General features: G+C 66.7%; 20 protein-coding genes and 5 tRNA genes. 19 read left to right on the forward strand and 6 right to left on the reverse strand.

The window, feature by feature from the left end:
• The first annotated feature begins 282 nt into the window (after positions 1-282).
• From H6927_08325 to H6927_08355, 7 genes are read left to right on the forward strand one after another with little or no spacing between them, the layout of a single operon-like run.
• Complete coding sequence (locus tag H6927_08325; protein MCP5218108.1) at positions 283-588, forward strand: RNA-binding protein; 306 nt, start codon at positions 283-285, stop codon at positions 586-588.
• A 48-nt stretch (positions 589-636) separates the two neighbouring features.
• Positions 637-2,076 (forward strand): glycosyltransferase family 2 protein, encoded by a 1,440-nt coding sequence (locus H6927_08330; protein MCP5218109.1) that lies wholly within the window; start codon positions 637-639, stop codon positions 2,074-2,076.
• On the forward strand, positions 2,066-2,941 hold the full coding sequence (locus tag H6927_08335) for a hypothetical protein (GenBank protein MCP5218110.1): 876 nt from the start codon (positions 2,066-2,068) through the stop codon (positions 2,939-2,941). The genes H6927_08330 and H6927_08335 overlap by 11 nt, the downstream gene beginning before the upstream one ends.
• Positions 2,941-3,921 (forward strand): hypothetical protein, encoded by a 981-nt coding sequence (locus tag H6927_08340; GenBank protein ID MCP5218111.1) that lies wholly within the window; start codon positions 2,941-2,943, stop codon positions 3,919-3,921. Before H6927_08335 ends, H6927_08340 begins: the two co-directional genes overlap by 1 nt.
• A gap of 55 nt (positions 3,922-3,976) precedes the next feature.
• Entirely contained in the window at positions 3,977-4,849 is an 873-nt protein-coding gene (gene yaiO, locus H6927_08345) for a YaiO family outer membrane beta-barrel protein (protein MCP5218112.1), read from the forward strand.
• Positions 4,850-4,859: 10 nt separating this feature from the next.
• Entirely contained in the window at positions 4,860-5,645 is a 786-nt protein-coding gene (locus H6927_08350) for a hypothetical protein (protein ID MCP5218113.1), read from the forward strand.
• 45 nt (positions 5,646-5,690) lie between these two features.
• Positions 5,691-8,144, forward strand: coding sequence for a hypothetical protein (locus H6927_08355; protein ID MCP5218114.1), 2,454 nt, complete (start codon positions 5,691-5,693; stop codon positions 8,142-8,144).
• A 61-nt stretch (positions 8,145-8,205) separates the two neighbouring features.
• On the opposite strand, the gene H6927_08360 is transcribed toward H6927_08355, so the two are convergent.
• The 3 genes from H6927_08360 to rpmB all read right to left on the reverse strand — a co-directional run bounded on the left by H6927_08360 (position 8,206) and on the right by rpmB (position 8,825).
• A tRNA-Ser gene (locus H6927_08360) sits at positions 8,206-8,293 on the reverse strand.
• A 107-nt stretch (positions 8,294-8,400) separates the two neighbouring features.
• Entirely contained in the window at positions 8,401-8,571 is a 171-nt protein-coding gene (rpmG, locus tag H6927_08365; protein ID MCP5218115.1) for a 50S ribosomal protein L33, read from the reverse strand.
• Positions 8,572-8,591: 20 nt separating this feature from the next.
• Positions 8,592-8,825 carry a 50S ribosomal protein L28 gene (rpmB, locus tag H6927_08370; GenBank protein MCP5218116.1) on the reverse strand — a complete coding sequence of 78 codons (234 nt, stop codon included), beginning with the start codon at positions 8,823-8,825 and terminating at the stop codon, positions 8,592-8,594.
• A gap of 373 nt (positions 8,826-9,198) precedes the next feature.
• Here rpmB and H6927_08375 point away from each other — a divergent pair.
• The 9 genes from H6927_08375 to H6927_08415 all read left to right on the forward strand — a co-directional run bounded on the left by H6927_08375 (position 9,199) and on the right by H6927_08415 (position 16,500).
• A tRNA-Leu gene (locus H6927_08375) sits at positions 9,199-9,285 on the forward strand.
• Between the two features lie 25 nt (positions 9,286-9,310).
• On the forward strand, positions 9,311-10,630 hold the full coding sequence (locus H6927_08380; GenBank protein ID MCP5218117.1) for a trigger factor: 1,320 nt from the start codon (positions 9,311-9,313) through the stop codon (positions 10,628-10,630).
• Between the two features lie 156 nt (positions 10,631-10,786).
• Positions 10,787-11,398: an ATP-dependent Clp endopeptidase proteolytic subunit ClpP gene (clpP, locus tag H6927_08385; protein MCP5218118.1), complete on the forward strand. Its 612-nt coding sequence runs from the start codon at positions 10,787-10,789 to the stop codon at positions 11,396-11,398.
• A gap of 60 nt (positions 11,399-11,458) precedes the next feature.
• A complete protein-coding gene (gene clpX, locus H6927_08390; protein ID MCP5218119.1) occupies positions 11,459-12,724 on the forward strand; it encodes an ATP-dependent Clp protease ATP-binding subunit ClpX in 1,266 nt (421 codons plus the stop codon).
• 188 nt (positions 12,725-12,912) lie between these two features.
• Complete coding sequence (gene lon / locus H6927_08395; GenBank protein MCP5218120.1) at positions 12,913-15,360, forward strand: endopeptidase La; 2,448 nt, start codon at positions 12,913-12,915, stop codon at positions 15,358-15,360.
• Positions 15,361-15,443: 83 nt separating this feature from the next.
• Positions 15,444-15,519 (forward strand) — tRNA-Gly (locus H6927_08400).
• Positions 15,520-15,602: 83 nt separating this feature from the next.
• Positions 15,603-15,676: transfer RNA gene (locus H6927_08405), tRNA-Cys, on the forward strand.
• A gap of 81 nt (positions 15,677-15,757) precedes the next feature.
• A tRNA-Leu gene (locus H6927_08410) sits at positions 15,758-15,850 on the forward strand.
• Between the two features lie 23 nt (positions 15,851-15,873).
• Positions 15,874-16,500, forward strand: a complete 627-nt coding sequence (locus H6927_08415) for a hypothetical protein (GenBank protein MCP5218121.1) — start codon at positions 15,874-15,876, stop codon at positions 16,498-16,500.
• 39 nt (positions 16,501-16,539) lie between these two features.
• Here the strand turns inward: H6927_08415 and H6927_08420 are convergent, their stop codons facing one another.
• Positions 16,540-18,120, reverse strand: a complete 1,581-nt coding sequence (locus H6927_08420) for a fumarate hydratase (protein ID MCP5218122.1) — start codon at positions 18,118-18,120, stop codon at positions 16,540-16,542.
• Between the two features lie 114 nt (positions 18,121-18,234).
• Here H6927_08420 and fumC point away from each other — a divergent pair, with 114 nt between their 5' ends.
• The gene (fumC, locus tag H6927_08425) at positions 18,235-19,629 is read left to right on the forward strand and encodes a class II fumarate hydratase (protein MCP5218123.1); all 1,395 of its coding nucleotides are present in this window, start codon (positions 18,235-18,237) and stop codon (positions 19,627-19,629) included.
• Positions 19,630-19,854: 225 nt separating this feature from the next.
• Positions 19,855-21,837: an acetate--CoA ligase gene (gene acs / locus H6927_08430; GenBank protein ID MCP5218124.1), complete on the forward strand. Its 1,983-nt coding sequence runs from the start codon at positions 19,855-19,857 to the stop codon at positions 21,835-21,837.
• Positions 21,838-22,151: 314 nt separating this feature from the next.
• Here acs and H6927_08435 read toward each other — a convergent pair whose 3' ends face one another.
• Positions 22,152-22,463 carry a c-type cytochrome gene (locus H6927_08435; GenBank protein ID MCP5218125.1) on the reverse strand — a complete coding sequence of 104 codons (312 nt, stop codon included), beginning with the start codon at positions 22,461-22,463 and terminating at the stop codon, positions 22,152-22,154.
• A 106-nt stretch (positions 22,464-22,569) separates the two neighbouring features.
• On the opposite strand from H6927_08435, the gene H6927_08440 reads away from it, so the two are divergent.
• Positions 22,570-22,827: a TIGR04438 family Trp-rich protein gene (locus tag H6927_08440; GenBank protein ID MCP5218126.1), complete on the forward strand. Its 258-nt coding sequence runs from the start codon at positions 22,570-22,572 to the stop codon at positions 22,825-22,827.
• 9 nt (positions 22,828-22,836) lie between these two features.
• Here the strand turns inward: H6927_08440 and pdxH are convergent, their stop codons facing one another.
• Positions 22,837-23,484, reverse strand: a complete 648-nt coding sequence (gene pdxH, locus H6927_08445; GenBank protein MCP5218127.1) for a pyridoxamine 5'-phosphate oxidase — start codon at positions 23,482-23,484, stop codon at positions 22,837-22,839.
• Between the last annotated feature and the right edge of the window lie 10 nt (positions 23,485-23,494).

Below are 23,494 nucleotides of genomic sequence, written 5' to 3' on the forward strand. Positions count from 1 at the left end.
ACTTGCTTTTTCTTGACTGCTACTTGCCTGTGCAAGCCCGATACCCATCGAAAAATTGCAATTAGAAACACTTGAATGATGTTCTAACTACCCATTTGGTTTTGTCGATTTTGTTTTTGACGCCAACCATGGGCGCAAGTAACACGTGGTTGCGGTCGCGCTGCGGTAGTGGGATGCCGATATTTCTGGGTATTTCCGCGCCAGCGCCCGGGCAGTAAGGTCAGCAGGCAACCCAAGGGTTCGAGGTGTTGCATGGAGTACGTCGGTTGCCAGGGAGAGAGCATGACCACCCTTCGCGAACAACAACAATATCCGGACATTGCCACCGTGCGGCGCTGCCTGGGCAGTGCGTGCGCACGCTTCGGGCGGGTCCGAAAGCTCGATGTCCTTCTGGCGAACCACGATGGGGGGCGCCAGGCCGTCTGCTTCCTGCGCATGGAAACCATGGCGCAGGAACAGGCCGTGATGGACGCCTTGGGCATCCGCCGCTTCGACGGGGTTCTTGGCATCGTGCTCGACCTGGGCGGCGCATCCGGCGCGTGCGCGGCCGCGGCAGCCATCGAACACGCCCGGAGTGGCGTGGCGTGATGTGCGCGGTGGGCGCATGGAAGGCTCCATTCGTGCAAGTGGACGACCATGCCTGCGCTTAAGAACCTGATGCGCACGTTCGCGCGGTACGCCACCACGGCTGCGGTGGCGAACCTGTGTCCATCCACCATGCGGCATGGTTCGGTCGAGACGATGCAGCCTGCGACGGGCTGGCTGCCCATGCTGTTGATGGCGCTGCTGGTGCTGATTGCCATCCTCCTGGGGCTCTATACGGCGAGGCACTACCTGTTCACGCTCAATCGCCTGTTCGCGCGCCAGCGCTCGCTCTATGCCGACATCGAGGCCTCCCAGTGGCCGCGCTTGACCGTTTTCATCGCCGCGCACAACGAGGAGGCCGTGGTGGGTGACTGCATCGCCAGCCTGCTCGCGGCCGACTATCCACGCGATCGTCTGGTCATCATGCCCGTCAACGATCGCTCGACGGATGGCACGCGCGCCATCATCGAGCGCTGCTGCGACGCGAATCCGGGGCGCCTGCGGCCTTTCCATCGGGAGTCCGGTCCGCCGGGCAAAGCCGCCGCGCTGAAGGATGCGACGGACATCGTGATCCGGGAGAACCTGGCCGATGTCATCCTGATCTTTGATGCCGACTATCTTCCGGGGCGGAAACTGCTCAAGGAACTGGTGGTGCCGTTTCTCGACCCCGAGATCGGCGCCGTGATGGGCCGTGTCGTGCCCCAGAACGCCGGCGTCAACCTGCTGACGCGCCTGCTCGACCTGGAGCGCTCGGGTGGCTATCAGGTGGACCAGCAGGCCCGGTTCAACCTGGGCGCGGTGGCGCAGTATGGCGGCACCGTGGGCGGCGTGCGCCTGAGTGCGCTGGACGATGTGGGAGGCTGGCACGACGGCGTGCTGGCCGAGGACACCGATCTGACCTATCGCCTGCTCATGTGCGGCTGGCGCGTGGCCTACCTGGCGCATGCGGAATGCTATGAAGAGGTGCCGCAAAGCTGGCCGGTGCGCTTTCGCCAGATCGGGCGTTGGGCCAAGGGCCACAACCAGGCCCTGGCCCGTTACGCCGGCGGGGTGGCGGGCAGCCGGGCCATGAACCCGATGGCGCACTGGGACGGGCTGGCGCTGCTGGGGGTCTACGCCATGGCACCCGTGATGCTGCTGGGTTGGATGCTGTCCATCATCGTCGTGCTGACGGCAGGTTTGAGTTCCGGCCAGTTGGTGCCGATCGGCCTGCTGGCGTTCATGGGGCTGGCCGCCTGCAGTTGCCTGGGTAACTTTGCGGCTTTCTTCGAGGTCGCGGCGGCGGTCCACCTCGACGGCAACCGGGCCCGGATCCGGTTGCTGCCCCTGCTGTTCGCGAGCTTCCTGGTCAGCATGGTTTCCCTGTCCAAGGCGGCCATCGATGGCCTGGTGCTGGACCGGCTCCTGCGGCGCCAGTTCACGTGGGACAAGACGGTCCGCTATCGCCCGATCGGCCAGGACGCCGCCCAGAGGTTGAACCATGGAACCTGATGGGCTGCGCGCGCTGTGGGTCGTGCTGTGGCTGGGTGCCACGATGCTGGTCCTGGGCATGCCCCTGTGGCCGGCCTGGCGCGAGGTCCGTCGCCCCAGCGACGTGACGCCGCTGCCGGTTCCCTCGGGGCTGGCCGTTGGCGGGGAAGGCTTGCAGGGGCAGGAGGCCGGGCCGCGGCCTGAATCGGCCGCAAGCCAGACCGCAGATGAGCTGACCTTGCGCAGCGGCGATCGCCGTCACGAGGTTGATCACGGTGGCGATGTCACCGTCGAAGCCGGCGCGCGGATCGACTCGGCCTTGCGTGCCCGACACGTGCGCAGCCATGGCGCACGGCTGCCGCACACCGTCAGCGCCACGATCGCCATCGACCTGGGCGCGGGCTCGCGCTTTGGCGTCCTTTGCGCCCCCGTCATACGAACCGAGGTGCGTGGCCCGGACCACCCGCGCGAGGACAAGCTCGAGCCTTCACGGGCCGATGCGCCGAGCCGACCACGCCATTGCCACGCGGGAGATTTCGAGCTCCCCGCGTCGACGACGCTGGTGGCCGACCTGGTCGTCCAGGGAGCACTGACATTGGGCCAGGACGCGATTCTCGTGGGCAACGTCAAGGTCCATGGCGACGCCTGCTTGCTGGCGGGTGCCGCGCTGGACGGGGCGCTGTTCGCGCAGGGCTCCGTGCACTGCCACGGCCGCAATCGGTTGTCGGGGCCGCTGGCGGCCGGCCGGAGCGTCTGGCTGAGGGCGGACTCCGTGGTCGGCAACGCGCACGCCGCAGGGAGCGTTTCGGCCTGGGAAGTCCGGCTGGAGCACGACGTGACCGTGTTCGGGCGCATCACCTGTGTCGAAACGGGAGAAGCCCTGTGATGGCGCGCGGCTTGTCCGTCATGGGCCGCGGGCCTGCCCGGCTGCTGGCCGCGGGGCTGGTCGCAGCCCTGCTTGCGGGGCCGGCGCATGCGATGGTCCAGCCGCCGGGCATGGCCGACTTCGAGACCGGTGATGGCGCCTACGTCACCACCGTGGGTGGAGACCTGGTCGACCCGTATTTTGTCAACAAGACGTTCATCGTCCTGCTGCAGGCGCGCGTCGACGTGCGCCCTGCGCTGGATCGGTGGCTCGCCTGGCTGCTGCCGCGCCAGCGTGCCGACGGCGGGTTCGACCGCTATTGCCGGGCGGACGACCGTGACTGGACGGCGTGCCGAAAGGCGGACGCCGACGATGCCACGGCGGCCACCACCCTCGAGCTGTTGCATCGGGCGATGCGTGGCGGCCTGGTTTCCGACCGCGTGAAGCCGGAACTGGCAGCGGCGGTCCGCGGCAGCGAGGCGATGCTGGCCCGGCTCAAGAATCCGCAGACCGGCATCTACCAGGTGTTCGTGGACACCCCGACGTACTACCTGATGGACAACGTGGAGGTCTACACCGCCCTGGTGGCCAGCGGCCGCAGCAAGGCGGCCGACGCACTGGCGCAGGCCATTCGCCAGCAGTTCGACCAGGCAGGCACCTGGCAGCCTGCCTGGCCTCGTTTCGACCAGCCGAGTTTTTATCCGCACGCGCTGGCACGCAGCTTTCTTTGGGTTCCGGGCCTGTTCACCACCCCGGCCGAGGCGGGGGCCGACATGGCCAGCTGGATGGCCCAGTACGGTGACCGCTGGCGCCGCCGCATGGACGACCACTTTGCCTGGGGCCTGGTGGCCTGGAACCTGCACCAGCTGGCGCCCATCGAGGCCGCCTGCTGGCGGCACTCCGTGCGCCCTTATTCAAGCGCCATCGGCTGGACGGTGCTTGATGCCGGCGTGGATGCGGCCTTGCAGCACAGCGGCATCGGTGTCGGGTGTCCCCGCTGACGGCCGAGCGACCATGACCCAGGCTGACCCCAACGAAACAACAGGACGGCACACGATGACCCGCATCCCGATCGCGATCCGCCCATGGCTTGGCATGGTGGTGCTGGGCGTGCTGGTGCCGGTGTTGCCGGCGCTGGCTCAGGCCGACGCTGGAAAGCCGGCGCTGGCAGACCATGCCGCGCCAGCCCCGGCCGCGCCACCGCCGCCCACCACCGGAAGAATCGAGGCGGGCGTGGGTGCGGCGCACCTCAATGGCGCCGACGGCGACTGGCGCGACGTGTATGTCCGCGGCTATGTGCGCCCGGCACCCGGCACCACCATCAACGCCGAGCTTGCAAGCCAGGGGCATTTCAATCAGCGTGGCACGCTGGGCGCCATCTCGATCCTGCAGGACCTGTCCGCGGACTGGTTCGTGATGGCCGGCGTGAGCAGTGGCAGCGCAGAGTTTCAGTACCGCCTGCGAGGCGACGTCGGCATCTATCGCAAGTGGGGCGCCACGCGGCAGTGGGTCACGGGCCTGACGCTCATGCGGGGCCTGGGGGGCGATCACGTCCACCGCGACACGATGCCGAGCCTCACCGTGGCGTATTACTCGACGAACGGCTGGGTCGCCGAGGGCGGGGCGATGTTCAACCGATCGCAACCCGGTTCCGTCCGTGCGGCGCGCGCCTACGGGGCGCTGACGGTCGGCCAGCAAGGACACCACCTGTGGATGACGCGCATCGACCATGGCCGGGAGGCCTACCTTCCAGCGGGTGCCACCGTCGGGGGGGCTCCCAGCAGCGTCGCGTTCACGTCGACTGAAGTGGGCACGGTCTGGCGGCAATGGCTGCGCCGGGACTTTGGCTACACGGTGGGCCTGCAGTACTACCGCAATCCCTATTACAAGCGCGCCGGCGTGACCGTGGAGGTGTTCTTTGACTTCTGATGTCCGCCCCTTGGCCGTTGCGCAGCCGATGAAACGCCAGCCGCCGCGCCTGACGCCGCAGCACCGCGGTTTGCGCAGCTACGTCTGGCGCGGTCGCGACACCTTGGGTGTGCTGGGCACGATGGGTGTTTCCCTGGCCGTCGTGGTGGTGGCCTACGACAGCGTGATCGAAGCCTGGTGGCGTGCGCTTGCATGGGCGTGGCCCCACCTGGGCATCGGAGAGGCCTCGCAGGTTCACCTCGTCGAGGTGGCCGTCCCGGGCGGGTCCATGCAGTCCCTGGACGTGGCGCTGTCGGTGCCGGGGCCTGAGTTGATTCACTGGTGGGCCGTTGCTGGCGTGGCGCTGGCCCTGACGGCGGCTTCCTTGCGGCTGTCGCGCGAGCGGCTGCCAGCGATCTACTTCCTGCGCCTGGTCGCTGCGCTGTGCGCGGCCAGCCTGGTCGTGGCGGCCGCGCTCGGGCCGGACGCCATCATGCCCGCCGACGCCGTGCTCAATCAGCTGTTGACGCTGGGAATGGCGCTGCTGTGGTCGCTGCCCTTGATTCACGCCCTGGTTCTGTACATCTTTCCCCAGAGCCTGCTGCAGAAGCTGGCCGCCACGCTGGCGGCGCTGCTGCTGGTCGCCGTCGGCATTCCGTTGCAGGTCGGGACACTGGCCTGGCTGCTTGCGCATGGCAGCCAGTTGGTCGTGTTGCCCATCCATTTGCTGGCAAGTTTCCTGCCTCAGTTGCTGGGGCAGCTTGGCGTGTATGGATTTTTCATGAGCCTGGTCCATCGGCCGCCGACGCCGGGTTGACCAGGTATTGCTGCCCGCACAACGTTTTTTTCCCAGGAGAAGACCATGAAACCGACCCTCACCCTTGCTGGCCCCAGTACCCGGTTTTCAGGCAGGTTCCGGCCTGCTCCGGTGGCTTGGCTCGCGGCGTTGCTGCTGTGCGTGAGTCTGGTCGGCTGCGGCGGAGGCGCCGATACGGAGGCCGCCAATCCACAAAGCGCCGTCGCCAGCGTGCCGCAAGGCAATGCCGGGGACAGCGCGGCACCTGCGGCGGCGAACGGCTCCGCCGACCAGCCTGTCAAGGCTGCCGTGAGCCTGGCGGCGCCCGATCCGGGCTTGCTGCTTCTGTTGGTGCCCGACGGCATCGATGACCAGGATCCCGGAATCATGGCCTGGGAGGATGCCGCCCGCGAAGTGGGCGTCCGCATGGCGCCCATCACCGATTCCCAGTTCCTGGGCCTGGGTACAAGTGGCGCCCTGGCCTACGCCGGCCTGGTGTTGCCTGACCAGATTCACACCGTGGCCACCGATCAGCTGGTGCAGGCGGTGCGCGATTTCACGAGCGCCGGCGGCCGAACCCTGCTGACGTTCGACTTTGCCGCATTGACGCGCCGCGCCGACGGACCCCTGGTCTATCCGATCCCCAAATCCCGCCTCAGCGATCTGGCCGGGGTGGACTACGTCCTGTACGACAAGTACCTCGACCATACGGTGGGCCTGGGGCCGGTGACGGCGATGCGCAGCACCCTGCGCGAGCTGCTGGTTCCTCCCGGCAAGTCCGAGCCCTTCCCCACGACGGCCTCCGTTGCTTCGCTGACCGCCAACGGTGGAGCCGGCACCTCGGGGACGACCAAGGATCGCATGCTCGCTGCTCCCGCCAGCGCCTCGGATCTGGGCAGCCAGGTGCCGTTGTTGAAGGCAGCGGGCGTCGGGCCCGGGCAGGCCCTCTATCTTCCGGTGAGTCCCAGTGACCCGGGCGGTGTCCATGGCTTCGACCCGCAGCAGTACCAGATCCAGCCGATGGCGTCGCCCAGCGAACTTCGGTCGCCGGATCGGTTGAAGGAGCTGAAGGCGGGGGTTGGCTTTGGCCAGGCCGTGCGGGCCGCCGCGCCGGATCAGGCCAGTCGGTTCTTCCCGGCCGGCACGAAGGCGTTCGGCGCTTTTGGCGGCGGCTCCGGAAGCACTGCGGGTGGCCGTGCCGTCGTTCGAAATGGGCTTGGCGACAATGGCCCCGACGTCCTGCAGGCCTACAACGGGTACGCGCTGGGATTTCTGGTTTACCCGAGCTACGTCACCGAAGGCTCGTACGCCGGGACCGTCCTGGCGACTTCGCCGCAGTTCGGCCTGGTGGCGGGGGTGCAGTCGTTCGGTGCCGGCCGCGTGCTGTTCGTCAACCTTCCGCTGACCTACCTCAAGGGGCGTACGGACGCCTTGCCCATGCACGGGTTCCTTCAATACTTCGTGCAGCATCTGCTGGGCGGTGCTCAGCTTTCCAGCATGCCCAACGGGGTTGCGGGAATGATCTTCAACTGGCACCTGGACTCCAAGGAGGCCCAGCAACCCGCGCTGCAATTGGAGCGCGCCGGCATCTTCAATGTCGGGACGATGAGCATCCACATGACCGCCGGCCCGGACGCGGTGACCCCTGGGGACAAGCTGGGCTTCGATTTGAACAACAACCCGACCATGCAGGCCTTCCTGCGTCGCATGGACGCGAAGGGACACTCGATCGGCTCGCATGGAGGCTGGATTCATGACTACTACGGCCTGAACGCCAACGAAACCAACAGCGCCACCTTCCTGCCGTACCTGGTGCTCAATCGCCAGGCGGTGGACAACGCCGTGGGACATGCCACCCGGGACTATTCGGCGCCGGAAGGCAACAATCCGCTCTGGGCCATGGACTGGCTCGCGCAGCAGGGCGTCGTGTCCGCGTATTTCGCCGGCCATACCGGGCTTGGCGTGACGCGCGACTATCGCGATGGCACCTTGCACACCCCCAGCCTGTGGGTGGTCCCGGTGACCCCGATGGGCAACTACGCCACCTTCGAGGAGTTCCAGGATTTCAACGTGCCGAAGGCGGACGTCGTCAACTGGTACCTCGACCTGGTGGATTTCGATCTCGCGCACAACACCGCGCGCATGGTCTACGCCCACCCGCCGGGTGCCTACGACTGGATCGACGTCGTCCAGACCCTGGAAGCCTATGTGCGTGGCAAGGGCAGCTCGCAGGTCGCCTGGTACACCATGCCGCGACTGGCCGACTTCATGGCCAAGCGCAACCAGGTGCAGTGGAATCAGCAGAGCCTGGCCAACGGGGTGACGCAGTTCAGCGCCTCGCATCCGGTCAGCCTGAAGGAGATGGTCTGGCGCCTGCCCAAGGCTCGCTATCTCAGGCCAACCACGGTATCGGGTGGTAGCGTGGCCGACGGCGGAACGGTCTGGCTGGTCAAGGCCAGCTCGAACGCACGCACCCTGACGTTCCGCGCGGCCTCCAACACGTTGCCGGCATCGTTCTGAGCCGGCAATCCCGGGAGAGACTCTCGCGAGCCGCGGCGAGAGTCTCCTCGAGGGCCCGATCTGGCGGAAGGGGTGGGATTCGAACCCACGGACGCTTGCGCGTCGCCGGTTTTCAAGACCGGTGCAATCGACCACTCTGCCACCCTTCCGCGGGTGAAGGCTGAAATTCTATCGGCCGGGGCGTGGGCCCGGCCGTGAATTGGAAAAAAGAAACCCGCTGCAGGCAGCGGGTTTTCGTCGCTTCAGGGGCCGAAGATCACTTCAGCTTGATTTCCTTGTACTCGACGTGCTTGCGTGCCTTGGGGTCGAACTTCATGATCGACATCTTCTCGGGCATGGTCTTCTTGTTCTTGCTGGTGGTGTAGAAGTGACCGGTGCCGGCCGTGGATTCCAGCTTGATCTTTTCGCGTCCGCCTTTGGTGGCCATGATGGTGTTCCTTCAGTGGTTCAGGCTTGGCCGCGTGCGCGCATGTCGGCGAGCACGGACTCGATGCCATTCTTGTCGATCAGTCGCAGCGCGGCGCTGGACACGCGCAGGCGCACCCAGCGGTTCTCGCTCTCGACCCAGAAGCGGCGGTACTGCAGGTTGGGCAGGAAACGACGCTTGGTTTTGTTGTTGGCGTGGGAAACGTTGTTTCCGACCATGGGCTTCTTGCCCGTGACTTCGCACACGCGTGCCATGAGAAATGCTCTCCAGTCCATCCGGTCTTTGCTGGCGCCGCGCCTTGCTGCGCGACTCGCTCGGACCTCACCTCGCCATGAAAAGGGGTGGCGGTGGCCCCGTGGGCTTCGCGGTGCCCGATCGGCTGCGGTGCCGCTCGTGTCCGTGAAGAACCCGCCATTATAGCGGTTTGCCGGTGCCGCGTGCCACCGGCGCAAAAGGCGCGGCCTGGCCCCGCGGATGGACCGGCGCCGGCGGGCCCGCCCGCGCGCCCGCTTCCGCGCGATTGCCGTCCGGCGCGCGTCATGCGGATAAAATACTCGGTTCGCCGCATTCCAATGAGGCGGCTCGCGCCAAGGGGCGCCAGCCGTCCGATTCGTTTGAACCCTGTTCGCGCGGGTGGCGAAATTGGTAGACGCACCAGGTTTAGGTCCTGACGCCCGCGAGGGTGTGGGGGTTCGAGTCCCCCCCCGCGCACCACCATCAACATGACTGAGAGATCCCCATGGCCGTGAATGTCGAAACCCTGGAAAAACTCGAGCGCAAGATGACGCTCACCCTGCCGATGGACACCATCCGCAGCGAGGTGGATGCGCGTCTGCGCAAGCTGGCCCGCACCGTCAAGATGGACGGCTTTCGTCCCGGCAAGGTGCCGATGAGCATCGTGGCGCAGCGCTACGGCTATTCGGTGCAGTACGAGGTGATGAACGACAAGGTGGGCGAGGCGTTTTTCAGCGCCGCCAACGAGGCCGAGCTGCGCGTGGCGGGCCAGCCCACCATCACCGAGAAGGACGGCGCGCCCGAGGGGCAGATGGCGTTCGACGCGGTGTTCGAGGTGTTTCCCGAGGTGAAGATCGGCGACCTGGCCACGGCCGAGATCGAGCGCGCCAGCGCCCAGGTGAGCGACGAGGCGATCGACCGCACGCTGGAGATTTTGCGCAAGCAGCGCCGCAGCTTCGCCCAGCGCGCGCAAGGCGCGCCGGCCGAGGACGGCGACCGCGTGACGGTGGACTTTGCCGGCAAGATCGACGGCGAGCCGTTCGAGGGCGGCAAGGCCGAGGACTTTGCCTTCGTCATCGCCGAGGGCCAGATGCTGCCCGAGTTCGAGACCGCCGTGCGCGGCCTGAAGGTGGGCGAGAGCAAGACCTTCCCGCTGGCCTTTCCGGCCGACTACCACGGCAAGGACGTGGCGGGCAAGACGGCCGACTTCATGGTCACGGTCAAGAAGATCGAGGCCGCGCACCTGCCCGAGGTCAACGAGCAGCTGGCCAAGTCGCTGGGCGTGGAGGGCGGCACCGTCGAGGGTCTGCGCGCCGACATCCAGAAGAACCTGGAGCGCGAGATCAAGTTCCGCCTGAACGCGCGCAACAAGCAGGCCGTGATGGATGCGCTGCTGGCCAAGTCCGAGCTGGACGTGCCCAAGGCCAGCGTGCAGGCCGAGGTGGACCGCATGGTCGAAAGCGCGCGGGGCGACCTGAAGGCGCGCGGCCTGAAGGACAAGGACATCGAGAAGTTCCCCTTCCCCGAGGACGCCTTCCGCCCGCAGGCCGAGCGCCGCGTGCGCCTGGGCCTGGTGGTGGCCGAGCTGGTCAAGACGGCCAAGCTGCAGGCCACGCCCGAGCAGATCAAGGCCCAGGTCGAGGAGCTGGCCGCCAGCTACGAGAAGCCCGCCGAGGTGGTGCGCTACTACTACGCCGACAACCGCCGCCTGGCCGACGTGGAGGCGATGGTGATCGAGAACAACGTGACCGAGCACGTGCTGGGCCAGGCCAAGGTGACCGACAAGGCGCTGGGCTTCGACGAGCTGATGGGTCAGCAGGCTTGACGACTATTGAAAACGGAGCATTTGGCGCTTGCTGGACGCGGGCCAAAGCCTGTTTTGATTGATGAACTTGCCGGGTGCGGCCCGGCGGCGACAATGGGGTCTGGAATCCGGCGGTTCCGGCCCCATTTGCCATTTGATTTCCCTGACGGAGCTTTCATGAGCGCACTTGCCACCCCCCAGAACCTCGGGCTGATCCCGATGGTGATCGAGCAGTCCGGCCGCGGCGAGCGGTCGTTCGACATCTACTCGCGCCTGCTCAAGGAGCGCGTGATCTTTCTGGTGGGCGAGGTCAACGACCAGACCGCCAACCTGGTGGTGGCGCAGCTGCTGTTCCTGGAAAGCGAGAACCCCGACAAGGACATTTCGTTCTACATCAACTCGCCCGGCGGCAGCGTGACGGCCGGCATGTCGATCTACGACACCATGCAGTTCATCAAGCCCGACGTGTCCACCATGTGCCTGGGCTTTGCCGCCAGCATGGGCGCCTTTTTGCTGGCCGCCGGCGCCAAGGGCAAGCGCTATTCGCTGCCCAACAGCAAGATCATGATCCACCAGGTGCTGGGCGGCGCGCAGGGCCAGGCCACCGACATCGAGATCCAGGCGCGCGACATCCTGCGCACCAAGGAGCAGATGAACCGCATCCTGGCCGAGCGCACCGGCCAGCCCTACGAGAAGGTGGTGCACGACACCGAGCGCGACTACTACATGACCGCCGACGAGAGCAAGGACTACGGCATCATCGACCAGGTGCTGGCCCAGCGTCCGTGACGCGGGCGACGCGGCGAGATTTCGCTATCATGGTTCGATCCATCCACTGAGTGTTCGTCAATGGCCGAGAAAAAAGGCTCTTCCAGCGAGAAAACGCTTTACTGCTCCTTTTGCGGCAAGAGCCAGCACGAGGTCAAGAAGCTGATCGCCGGCCCGTCGGTGTTCATCTGCGATGAATGCATCGACCTGTGCAACGACATCATCCGCGAGGAAGTGCCCGAGGGCGCGGCCGAGGGCCAGCCCAAGAGCGACCTGCCCACGCCCTCCGACATCAAGTCCAACCTGGACAACTACGTCATCGGCCAGGAGCGCGCCAAGCGCACGCTGGCGGTGGCGGTGTACAACCACTACAAGCGCCTCAAGCACAAGAGCGACAAGAAGGGCGGCGACGTCGAGCTGAGCAAGAGCAACATCCTGCTCATCGGCCCCACCGGCAGCGGCAAGACGCTGCTGGCGCAAACGCTGGCGCGCCAGCTCGACGTGCCTTTCGTCATGGCCGACGCCACCACGCTGACCGAGGCCGGCTACGTGGGCGAGGACGTCGAGAACATCATCAGCAAGCTGCTGCAAAGCTGCGAGTACGACGTCGAGCGCGCGCAGCGCGGCATCGTCTACATCGACGAGATCGACAAGATCAGCCGCAAGGCCGACAACCCCAGCATCACGCGCGACGTCTCGGGCGAGGGCGTGCAGCAGGCGCTGCTCAAGCTGATCGAGGGCACCATGGCCAGCGTGCCGCCGCAGGGCGGGCGCAAGCACCCCAACCAGGACTTCCTGCAGATCGACACCACCAACATCCTGTTCATCTGCGGCGGCGCCTTTGCCGGCCTCGAGAAGGTGATCGAGGCGCGCACCGAGGCCAGCGGCATCGGCTTTGGCGCCACCGTGCGCAGCAAGCAGCAGCGCTCGATCAGCGAGGCCTTCGAGGACGTCGAGCCCGAGGACCTGATCAAGTACGGCCTGATCCCCGAGCTGATCGGCCGCATGCCCGTGGTGGCCACGCTGGCCGAGCTGACCGAGGACGCGCTGGTGCAGATCCTCACCGAGCCCAAGAACGCGCTGGTCAAGCAGTTCTCGCGCCTGCTGCAGATGGAAGGGGTCGAGCTGGAGATTCGCTCCAGCGCGCTCAAGGCCATCGCGCGCAAGGCGCTGGCGCGCAAGACCGGCGCGCGCGGACTGCGCTCGATCCTGGAAGGCGCGCTGATCGACACCATGTACGAGCTGCCGCACACCGCCAACGTGGCCAAGGTGGTGGTGGACGACAGCACCATCGACGAAGCCCAGCCGCCGCTGCTGGTGTACCGCGAGGCGGCCAAAAAGGCTTGATTTCAAGTCTAATCGGCTTGTAGCCCTCGTGTATCAAGCGCAAGCAGCTATCTTTTTCGTAGTCATCCGCCAGGCTGCGAACCGGTCCCCTCACGGGGCCGGTCGGCTTGGCCCGCTCGGCGCCGCGCCGGGTTGAAAATCAGGGTCTGCGTCGCCACCTCAGGCCCGATCACGCACAAGGATTTGCCATGCCCGGAACCACGCCCCTGCCCGCCACGCCCGTCGACCTGCCGCTGCTGCCCCTGCGCGACGTGGTGGTGTTCCCGCACATGGTCATCCCGCTGTTCGTCGGGCGGCCCAAGAGCATCAAGGCGCTCGAGTCGGCCATGGCCGCCGACCGCCGCATCATGCTGGTGGCGCAGCGCGCGGCCGCCAAGGACGAGCCGGCCGTCACCGACATGTTCGAGGTCGGCTGCGTGTCCACCATCCTGCAGATGCTCAAGCTGCCCGACGGCACGGTGAAAGTGCTGGTGGAGGGCCAGCAGCGCGCCACGGTGACGCACATCGAGGAGGGCGAGACGCACTTCGTCGCCACCGTCACCCCGCTGGCGGCCGACGACGCCGACCTGGACAACGCCGAGGTCGAGGCGCTGCGCCGCGCGGTGATGCAGCAGTTCGACCAGTACGTCAAGCTCAACAAGAAGATCCCGCCCGAGATCCTGACCTCGATCGCCAGCATCGACGAGGCCGGCCGCCTGGCCGACACCATCGCCGCGCACCTGCCGCTCAAGCTGGAGAACAAGCAGGCCGTGCTCGACCTGGCCAGCGTCAAGGCGCGGCTGGAGAGCCTGTTCGAGCAGCTCGAGCGCGAGGTGGACATCCTCAACGTCGACAAGAAGATCCGCGGCCGCGTCAAGCGCCAGATGGAGAAGAACCAGCGCGACTTCTACCTCAACGAGCAGGTCAAGGCCATCCAGAAGGAACTGGGCGAGGGCGAGGAGGGCGCCGACATCGATGAGATCGAGAAAAAGATCAAGGCCGCGCGCATGCCCAAGGACGCGCGCAAGAAGGCCGACGGCGAGCTGAAAAAGCTCAAGCTGATGTCGCCCATGTCGGCCGAGGCCACCGTGGTGCGCAACTACATCGACGTGCTGGTGGGCCTGCCCTGGGCCAAGAAGACCAAGATCAAGCACGACCTGGCCTACGCCGAGCAGGTGCTCAACGAAGACCACTACGGCCTGGAGAAGGTCAAGGACCGCATCCTCGAATACCTCGCCGTGCAGCGCCGCGTGGACAAGGTCAAGGCGCCCATCCTGTGCCTGGTGGGGCCGCCCGGCGTGGGCAAGACCTCGCTGGGCCAGTCGGTGGCCAAGGCCACCGGCCGCAAGTACGTGCGCATGGCGCTGGGCGGCATGCGCGACGAGGCCGAGATCCGCGGCCACCGCCGCACCTACATCGGCGCCATGCCGGGCAAGGTGCTGCAAAGCCTGTCCAAGGTGGGCACGCGCAATCCGCTGTTTTTGCTGGACGAAATCGACAAGCTGGGCATGGATTTTCGCGGCGACCCCTCCAGCGCGCTGCTGGAGGTGCTGGACCCCGAGCAGAACCACACCTTCAGCGACCACTACGTCGAGGTCGACTTCGACCTGAGCGACGTGATGTTCGTCGCCACCAGCAACTCGATGAACATCCCGCCGGCGCTGCTGGACCGCATGGAGGTGATCCGCCTGGCGGGCTACACCGAGGACGAGAAGGTCAACATCGCCATCAAGTACCTGCTGCCCAAACAGCTCAAGAACAACGGCGTGAAGGAGTCCGAGCTCGAGGTCGGCGAGGACGCGGTGCGCGACATCGTGCGCTACTACACCCGCGAGGCCGGCGTGCGCTCGCTCGAGCGCGAGCTGTCCAAGATCTGCCGCAAGGTCGTCAAGGCGCTGCAGCTGGGCCAGATGAAGCCGCGCGTCACCGTCACCGCCGAGAACCTGAACGACTACCTGGGCGTGCGCAAGTACAGCTTCGGCCGCGCCGAGCTGAAAAACCAGGTGGGCCAGGTGGTGGGCCTGGCCTGGACCGAGGTGGGGGGTGACCTGCTCACCATCGAGGCCGCCACCATGCCCGGCAAGGGCGCCATCCAGCGCACCGGCCAGCTGGGCGAGGTGATGAAGGAATCGGTCGATGCCGCGCGCACCGTGGTGCGCTCGCGCGCGCGCGGCCTGGGCATCAAGGACGAGCTGTTCGAGAAGCGCGACATCCACATCCACGTGCCCGATGGCGCCACGCCCAAGGACGGCCCCAGCGCCGGCGCGGCCATGACCACCGCCATGGTGTCGGCGCTCACTGGCATCCCGGTGCGCGCCGACGTGGCCATGACCGGCGAGATCACCCTGCGCGGCGAGATCACCGCCATCGGCGGCCTGAAGGAAAAGCTGCTGGCCGCGCTGCGCGGCGGCATCAAGACCGTGCTGATCCCGGAGGAAAACGTCAAGGACCTGCAGGAAATCCCGGCCAACGTGAAGGAGCACCTGACCATCACGCCGGTGCGCTGGATCGACAAGGTGCTGGAGATCGCGCTGGAGCGCCAGCCCATGCCCCTGGCCGACGACGAAGCCGCCGTGCCGCCCACCGCCGTGGTGGTCGCCGCGGCCGCGCCCGAGGCCAAGCGCAAGACCGGCCGCGGCAGTGCCGTCAAACATTGACCCACCGCGCGGGATTTTCTGAAAATTTTTGGCGGGCTGCGCAAAGGTGGTCGTTTTTCAGGCTACAATGCAAGGCTTGCAACGCGGGAATAGCTCAGTTGGTAGAGCGCAACCTTGCCAAGGTTGAGGTCGCGAGTTCGAGCCTCGTTTCCCGCTCCATTCATCGTGTGGCCGGTTCACCAAGCCGGCCGCTGCAAAAAAAAGGAAGCATCCGCTTCCTTTTTTTTCAGCCGGTTGAAGAGGGCGCGATAGCAAAGCGGTTATGCAACGGATTGCAAATCCGTCCAGTCCGGTTCGACTCCGGATCGCGCCTCCACCATTCCCCCCGCTTGGCCCAGTCGCTTGCACCGGCAGCCGCGTCGACGTGCGCGCGCCGAGCCTGCGACAATGCACTCTGGCCCCGGTGGTGAAATCGGTAGACACAGCGGACTTAAAATCCGCCGCTTTCCCGCAAGGGAGCGTGCCGGTTCGACCCCGGCCCGGGGCACCAGCATCACACAACAGGAAAACGCCATGAATCACGACGACGCACCCTTCGAGATTCACGTGCATGGCGACGTGAAACTGCGCTCCGACGTGGGCTTCGACGCCCTGCAGGATGCCTTGAAACCCCTCTGGAAGTACGCCGGCGCGCGCTCGCTGGCCGATGGCGCGGCCAGCCTGTACGAGGACGAACCGGGCATTCGCTTCGACCCGCAGGAGCACCTGTTGCAGATGTGCTGGACGCTGGCCGGCGACGAGGACTTTCGCCAGCAGCTCGACGACATGTGCATGAACCTCAACGAGGTCAGCGCCACCGGCGCCTCGGTCGAGGTGACCTTCTACGACGCCGAGTTCGACGAGGAAGACGAGGACGCCGGGCGCGAGTCGCGCGACGATTTCCTGCTGCTGTTCGTCGGTCCCACGCCGCAGGCCATCATGCAGGCGCAGCGCGACCTGCTGGTGGAGGACGTGGTGCAGCTGATGGAGCGCCACTTCGACGGTTCTGAGCTGGGCGGCGTGGTGAGCGAGATCGACAAGCTGTTCTCGGCGCGCTTCGACGCCCTGGTCAACTCGCTGCAGATCGGCAAGCCGCCCCGCGGCACGGGCGGCACGCCGCCCGGCCATGGCGGCGGGCGCCGGCCGCGCCATCTGCATTGATGCAGCTGCCGCGCCGCTTGCGCGGCGGCGGCAGGCGCGTCACGCCGGTGCGTTGGTCTTGCGCGCCGTAAAGCTCTGCACGCTGGCGAACTCGCCGCTGGCAATGCGCTTTTGCCATTCGGCCGGGCCGGTGATGTGGGCGCTGGTGCCGCCGGCGTCCACGGCCACGGTGACGGGCATGTCCACCACGTCGAACTCGTAGATGGCCTCCATGCCCAGGTCGGCAAAGCCCACCACCCGGGCGTGCTTGATGGCCTTGCTGACCAGGTAGGCGGCGCCGCCCACGGCCATCAGGTAGGCGCTCTGGTTGTCCTTGATGGCCTCGATGGCCACCGGGCCGCGCTCGGACTTGCCGATCATGGCGATCAGGCCGGTCTGCTCCAGCATCATACGGGTGAACTTGTCCATGCGCGTGGCCGTCGTCGGGCCGGCGGGGCCCACCACCTCACCCTTCACCGGGTCGACCGGGCCCACGTAGTAGATGACGCGGTTGGTGAAGTCCACCGGCAGCTTTTCGCCCTTGGCCAGCATGTCCTGGATGCGCTTGTGCGCGGCGTCGCGGCCGGTCAGCATCTTGCCGTTCAGCAGCAGAGTCTGGCCGGGCTTCCAGCTGGCGACTTCGGCCTTGGTCAGGGTGTTGAGTTGAACGCGCTGGCTGGTCTCGGTGTTGGGCGCCCATTGCACCTTGGGCCACAGATCCAGGCTGGGCGGCTGCAGGTACACGGGGCCCGAGCCGTCCATCACGAAGTGGGCATGGCGCGTGGCCGCGCAGTTGGGGATCATGGCCACGGGCTTGCTGGCGGCGTGCGTGGGGTACATCTTGATCTTCACGTCCAGCACGGTGGACAGGCCGCCCAGGCCCTGCGCGCCGATGCCCAGGGCGTTGACCTTCTCGTACAGCTCCAGGCGCAGCTCTTCCACCTGATCCAGCTTTTCGCCGCGCGAGCTCTTGGCCTGCAGCTCGTACATGTCCAGGTCGTCCATCAGGCTTTCCTTGGCCAGCAGCACCGCCTTTTCGGCCGTGCCGCCGATGCCGATGCCCAGCATGCCCGGCGGGCACCAGCCGGCGCCCATGGTGGGCACGGTCTTCAGCACCCAGTCGACCAGGCTGTCGCTGGGGTTCATCATGATCATCTTGGACTTGTTCTCGCTGCCGCCGCCCTTGGCGGCCACGGTCACATCCAGTTTGTCGCCGGGCACCAGCTGCACGTTGATGACGGCGGGGGTGTTGTCGCGGGTGTTCTTGCGCGCGAACAACGGGTCGGCCACCACGCTGGCGCGCAGCGTGTTGTCGGGGTTCAGGTAGCCGCGGCGCACGCCTTCGTTGACGGCGTCCTCCAGGCTCTGGTCGGCGGCAAAGCCCTCGAAGCGCACGCCCATGCCGATCTTCAGGAACACGTTGACGATGCCCGTGTCCTGGCAGATCGGGCGGTGCCCCGTGGCGCTCATCTTGCTGTTGGTGAGGATCTGCGCCATCGCGTCCTTGGCGGCGGGGCTTTGCTCGCGCTCGTAGGCGCGAGCCAAGTGCGCGATGTAGTCGCTGGGATGGTAGTAGCTGATGTATTGCAGCGCGGCGGCGACGGATTCCACCAGGTCGGTGCAGCGGATGGTCGTGGTCATGGGGGTTCCTGACGAAAGGGCTAACGGGAAGGGAGACAATGCGGGTGTCAGCAAGGTTTTAGCCTCTGCTACCTTGCCAGCCGACGCAACCGCTTATTTTGACAGGGCCCGACCATGTCCAACCCGGATCAAGCCATGCGCGCCGAGCGCGACAGTTTTGGTGAAATCGAGGTCGCCGCCGAGCGTCTGTGGGGCGCGCAGACGCAGCGCTCGCTGCAGAACTTCGACATTGGCGGCGAACGCCAGCCGCGCGAGATCATCCGCGCCCTGGTGTTGGTCAAGCGCGCGGCCGCCACCGTCAACGAGCGCCTGGGCAAGCTGGACCCGACCAAGGCCGGCGCCATCGTGCGCGCCGCCGACGAGGTGCTGGCGGGCCGGCACGAGGGCGAGTTTCCGCTGGTGGTGTGGCAGACCGGCTCGGGCACGCAGACCAACATGAACGTCAACGAGGTGCTGGCCAACCGCGCCAGCGAGCTGCTGGGCGGCGTGCGCGGCGAGGAGCGCCTGGTGCACCCGAACGACGACGTGAACAAGAGCCAGTCCAGCAACGACACCTATCCCACCGCGATGAACCTGGCCGCGGTCGAGTCGATCGAGCAGCGGCTGCTGCCGGCGCTGGCCACGCTGCGCGAGACGCTGGCCGCCAAGTCCGCCGCCTTTGCCGGCATCGTCAAGATCGGACGCACCCACCTGCAGGACGCCACACCCATCACGCTGGGGCAGGAGTTCTCGGGCTGGGTGGCGCAGCTGGCGCACGGCGAGCAGCACCTGCGCGCCGCCCTGCCGCACCTGTGCGAGCTGGCGCTGGGCGGCACGGCGGTGGGCACGGGCCTGAACGCGCCCAAGGGCTACGCCGAGGCGACCGCCGCCGAGCTGGCGCGGCTGACCGGGCTGCCCTTCGTCAGCGCGCCCAACAAGTTCGAGGCCCTGGCCAGCTGCGATGCGCAGGTGCAGGCGCACGGCGCGCTCAAGGGCCTGGCCGCCAGCCTGATGAAGATCGCCAACGACGTGCGCTGGCTGGCCAGCGGCCCGCGCAGCGGCCTGGGCGAGATCAGCATCCCCGAGAACGAGCCGGGCTCGTCCATCATGCCGGGCAAGGTCAACCCCACCCAGTGCGAGGCCCTGACCATGCTGTGCGCGCAGGTGCTGGGCAACGACGTGGCGATCAACATCGGCGGCGCCTCGGGCAACTTCGAGCTGAACGTGTTTCGCCCGCTGATCGCCCACAACTTCTTGCAGAGCGTGCGCCTGCTGGGCGACGGCATGAGGAGCTTCAACGAGCACTGCGCCGTCGGCATCGAGCCCAACCGCGCGCGCATCGACGAGCTGGTGCAGCGCTCGCTGATGCTGGTGACGGCGCTCAACCCCCACATCGGCTACGACAAGGCGGCCGCCATCGCCAAGCGCGCGCACCAGCAGGGCACCAGCCTGCGCGAGGCGGCTGTGGCCAGCGGCTTCTTGAGCGCCGAGCAGTTCGACGCCTGGGTGCGGCCGCAGGACATGGTGTGATGATTGCTATATCAATGATAGCTGTTTGGGCTGTATGGATGCGGGCTGGAGGCCAAAATGGCTTGAAACCGCCAGGCCTGCCCCATCACCCCGCACCATTTGGCGTATCGTTGACCCCGTGGGCCGGGCGCCCCGTCAGACATGTGTAAGAGCGCCGCATGATGATGCTCAAGTCAACGCGGGCATCCGCGGCGTTATGTGCAATTCATCAAGGAGACAAAAAGCATGAGTGCCATTGAATCGGTTCTGATCGAAAACCGCGTGTTTCCGCCCAGCGAGGCGCTGGTCAAGGCCGCGCGCATCTCCGGTATGCCGGCCTACCAGGCGCTGTGCGACGAGGCCGAGCGCGACCCCAACGGCTTCTGGGGCCGCCTGGCGCGCGAGAACCTGACATGGGACAAACCCTTCACCCGCGTGCTGGACGAGTCCGGCAAGCCCTTCTACAAGTGGTTCGACGACGGCATGCTCAACGCCAGCGCCAACTGCCTGGACAAGCACATGGGCACGCCGGTCGAGAACAAGGCCGCCATCATCTTCGAGGCCGACGACGGCGCCGTCACCACCGTCACCTACAAGGAGCTGCTGGCGCGCGTGTGCCAGTTCGCCAACGCGCTCAAGGCCCACGGCATCCAAAAGGGCGACCGCGTGCTGATCTACATGCCCATGACCATCGAGGGCGTGGTGGCCATGCAGGCCTGCGCGCGCCTGGGCGCCACGCACAGCGTGGTGTTCGGCGGCTTTTCGGCCAAGGCGCTGAACGAGCGCATCATCGACGCCGGCGCCGTGGCCGTCATCACCGCCAACTTCCAGATGCGCGGCGGCAAGGAGCTGCCGCTGAAGGCCATCGTCGACGAGGCGCTGGACATGGGCGGCTGCGACACCATCCGCAACGTGTTCGTGTACGAGCGCACGGCCAGCGCCTGCCCCATGAAGGCCGGGCGTGACAAGAGCTTTGCGGAAGTCCTCAAGGGCCAGGCCAGCGAGTGCGCGCCGGTCAGCGTCGAGGCCGAACACCCGCTGTTCATCCTCTACACCTCGGGCTCCACCGGCAAGCCCAAGGGCGTACAGCACGCCACCGGCGGCTACATGCTGTGGGCCAAGCTGACCATGGACTGGACCTTCGACCTCAAGCCCAGCGACGTCTTCTGGTGCACGGCCGACATCGGCTGGGTCACGGGCCACACCTACATCACCTACGGCCCGCTGGCCGCCGGCGGCACCGAGGTGGTGTTCGAAGGCGTGCCCACCTATCCCCACGCCGGCCGCTTCTGGGAGATGATCGAGCGCCACAAGGTCAGCATCTTCTACACCGCGCCGACGGCGATCCGCTCGCTGATCAAGGCGGCCGATTCGGACGAGAAGGTGCACCCGAAGAACTGGAACAAGTCGTCCCTGCGCATCCTGGGCAGCGTGGGCGAGCCCATCAACCCCGAAGCCTGGATGTGGTACTACAAGAACGTGGGCGAGGAGCGCTGCCCCATCGTCGACACCTGGTGGCAGACCGAGAACGGCGGCCACCTCATCACCCCGCTGCCGGGCGCCACGCCGCTGGTGCCGGGCTCGTGCACGCTGCCGCTGCCAGGCATCGCGGCGGCCATCGTTGATGAAACCGGCAACGACGTGCCCAATGGCGCGGGCGGCATCCTGGTCATCAAGCGCCCCTGGCCGTCCATGATCCGCACCATCTGGGGCGACCCCGAGCGTTTCAAGAAGAGCTACTTCCCCGAAGAGCTCAAGGGCTACTACCTGGCCGGCGACGGCGCCGTGCGTAGTGCCGACCGGGGCTACTTCCGCATCACCGGCCGCATCGACGACGTGCTGAACGTGTCGGGCCACCGCATGGGCACGATGGAAATCGAGTCCGCCCTGGTGGCCAAGAGCGATCTGGTGGCCGAGGCCGCCGTGGTAGGTCGCCCCGACGACTTGACGGGCGAGGCCATCTGCGCCTTCGTGGTGCTCAAGCGTTCGCTCCCACAAGGCGCCGAGGCCGACAAGATCGCCAAGGAGCTGCGTGACTGGGTGGCCAAGGAGATCGGCCCCATCGCCAAGCCCAAGGACATCCGCTTCGGCGAGAACCTGCCCAAGACGCGCTCGGGCAAGATCATGCGCCGCCTGCTGCGCTCGCTGGCCAAGGGCGAGTCGATCACGCAAGACACCAGCACACTGGAAAACCCGGCGATCCTGGACCAGTTGGGCAGAACCCACTGAGAAGGTGCGAACGAACCCGCCATGCCCGCTCATCCCGCCCAAACGCGCCCGCTCGGCGTTGCAAATGCTCGCCGTAGCCCGAGCTACGTCTGCGCTTTGCCCTTGCAGGGCGCAGGCCGGCCAGAGGCCAGCCTTCTTCGTGCCGTCCAATGGCGCGCAGGCGCCATTGGAGCCGCGGCACTCAGCCTTGATCGGCCACGTTTGGGCGGTCTGCTCGGGCACGCCGAATTCATTCACACCTTCTGACACCTTCTTGCGCCAAAGCAAAAAAAGCCTGCGCATCGCGCAGGCTTTTTTGTGGCGGATTGGAGACGTTATTTCAGGGTCAGAATCCAGGTGGCCAAGCTCTTGGCCTCGGCCGCGTTGACGTTGGTGTTGGGCGGCATGGGCACGGGGCCCCAGGTGCCGGTGCTGCCCTTCATGATCTTGTCGGCCAGCATGTCCGCGGCGCCGGCTTGGCCGCCAAACTTCTTGGCCACGTCCTTGTAGGCCGGGCCCACGACCTTCTTGTCGATGGCATGGCAGGCCATGCAGTTCTTTGCCTTGGCCATGGCTTCGTCGGCCATGGCGGGCGTAGCGGCGGCCACGGCGGTCAGGGCAGCCAGGGTGAGCAGGACACGCTTCATAATGTTTCCTTTATCGTGAGAGTAACTTGCCAGCTTTCAACGCGATTGTAGGATGACACGTTGACCCGGCTGGCAAATCCCCCACGGGGGACAGGAGGAATACACCATGTACTTGTTGGGCCTGGGCGTCATTTTGCTGCTGCTGAAGTGGCAGGAGATCGGCGTCGTTGCGGACTGGTCGTGGTGGTGGGTGCTGGCGCCCTTTGCCGGCGCCATGCTGTGGTGGACCTGGGCCGACTGGTCGGGCTACACCAAGCGCAAGGCCATGGAGCGCGACGACCAGCGCAAGCTCGAGCGCATCAACCGCCACCGCGAGGCGCTGGGGCAAAAGCCCAAGAACGCCACGCCGCCGCGCCGGCGTTGAGCCGGGGGTTCACGGTGCCAGGCGTTCGCGCACCCAGGCGTCATTTTCCAGCCGGTAGCGCAGCCGGTCGTGCAGCCGGCTCTTGCGGCCCTGCCAGAACTCCCAGCGGTCGGGCACCAGCCGAAAGCCGCCCCAGTGCGGCGGGCGCGGCGGCTTGAGCAGAAAGCGCGCGCCGTAGCGGGCCGCCTCGGCCGCCAGCCAGGCGCGCCCCGCGATGACCTGGCTTTGCGGGCTGGCCCAGGCGCCGATGCGGCTGTCCAGCGGGCGGCTGGCGTAGTAGGCGTCGCTCTCGGCGTCGTCCACCTTCTGCACCTGGCCTTCGATGCGCACCACGCGCTCCAGCTCGACCCAGTGAAACTGCAGCGCGGCAAACGGGTTACCCGCCAACTCCTGACCCTTGCGGCTGTCGTAGTTGGTGTACCAGACGATGCCGCGGGCGTCGAAGTCCTTGATCAGCACCACGCGCGTGCTGGGCCGCAGGTCGCTGCCCACGGTGGCCAGGGTCATGGCGTTGGGCTCGGGCACCTCGCCGCGGCGCGCCTCGTCGAACCACTGGCCGAACTGGGCCAGCGGGTCGGCCTGCGAGGCGGATTCGGACAGTTCGGCGCGCTCGTAGCTCTTGCGCAGGGATGCGAGGGAGTTGGAAGGGGCGGGCATGGTCGGCGAT

This window comes from Burkholderiaceae bacterium, assembly GCA_024235995.1.
In the GTDB taxonomy this organism is placed as follows: Bacteria; Pseudomonadota; Gammaproteobacteria; order Burkholderiales; family Burkholderiaceae_C; genus Ottowia.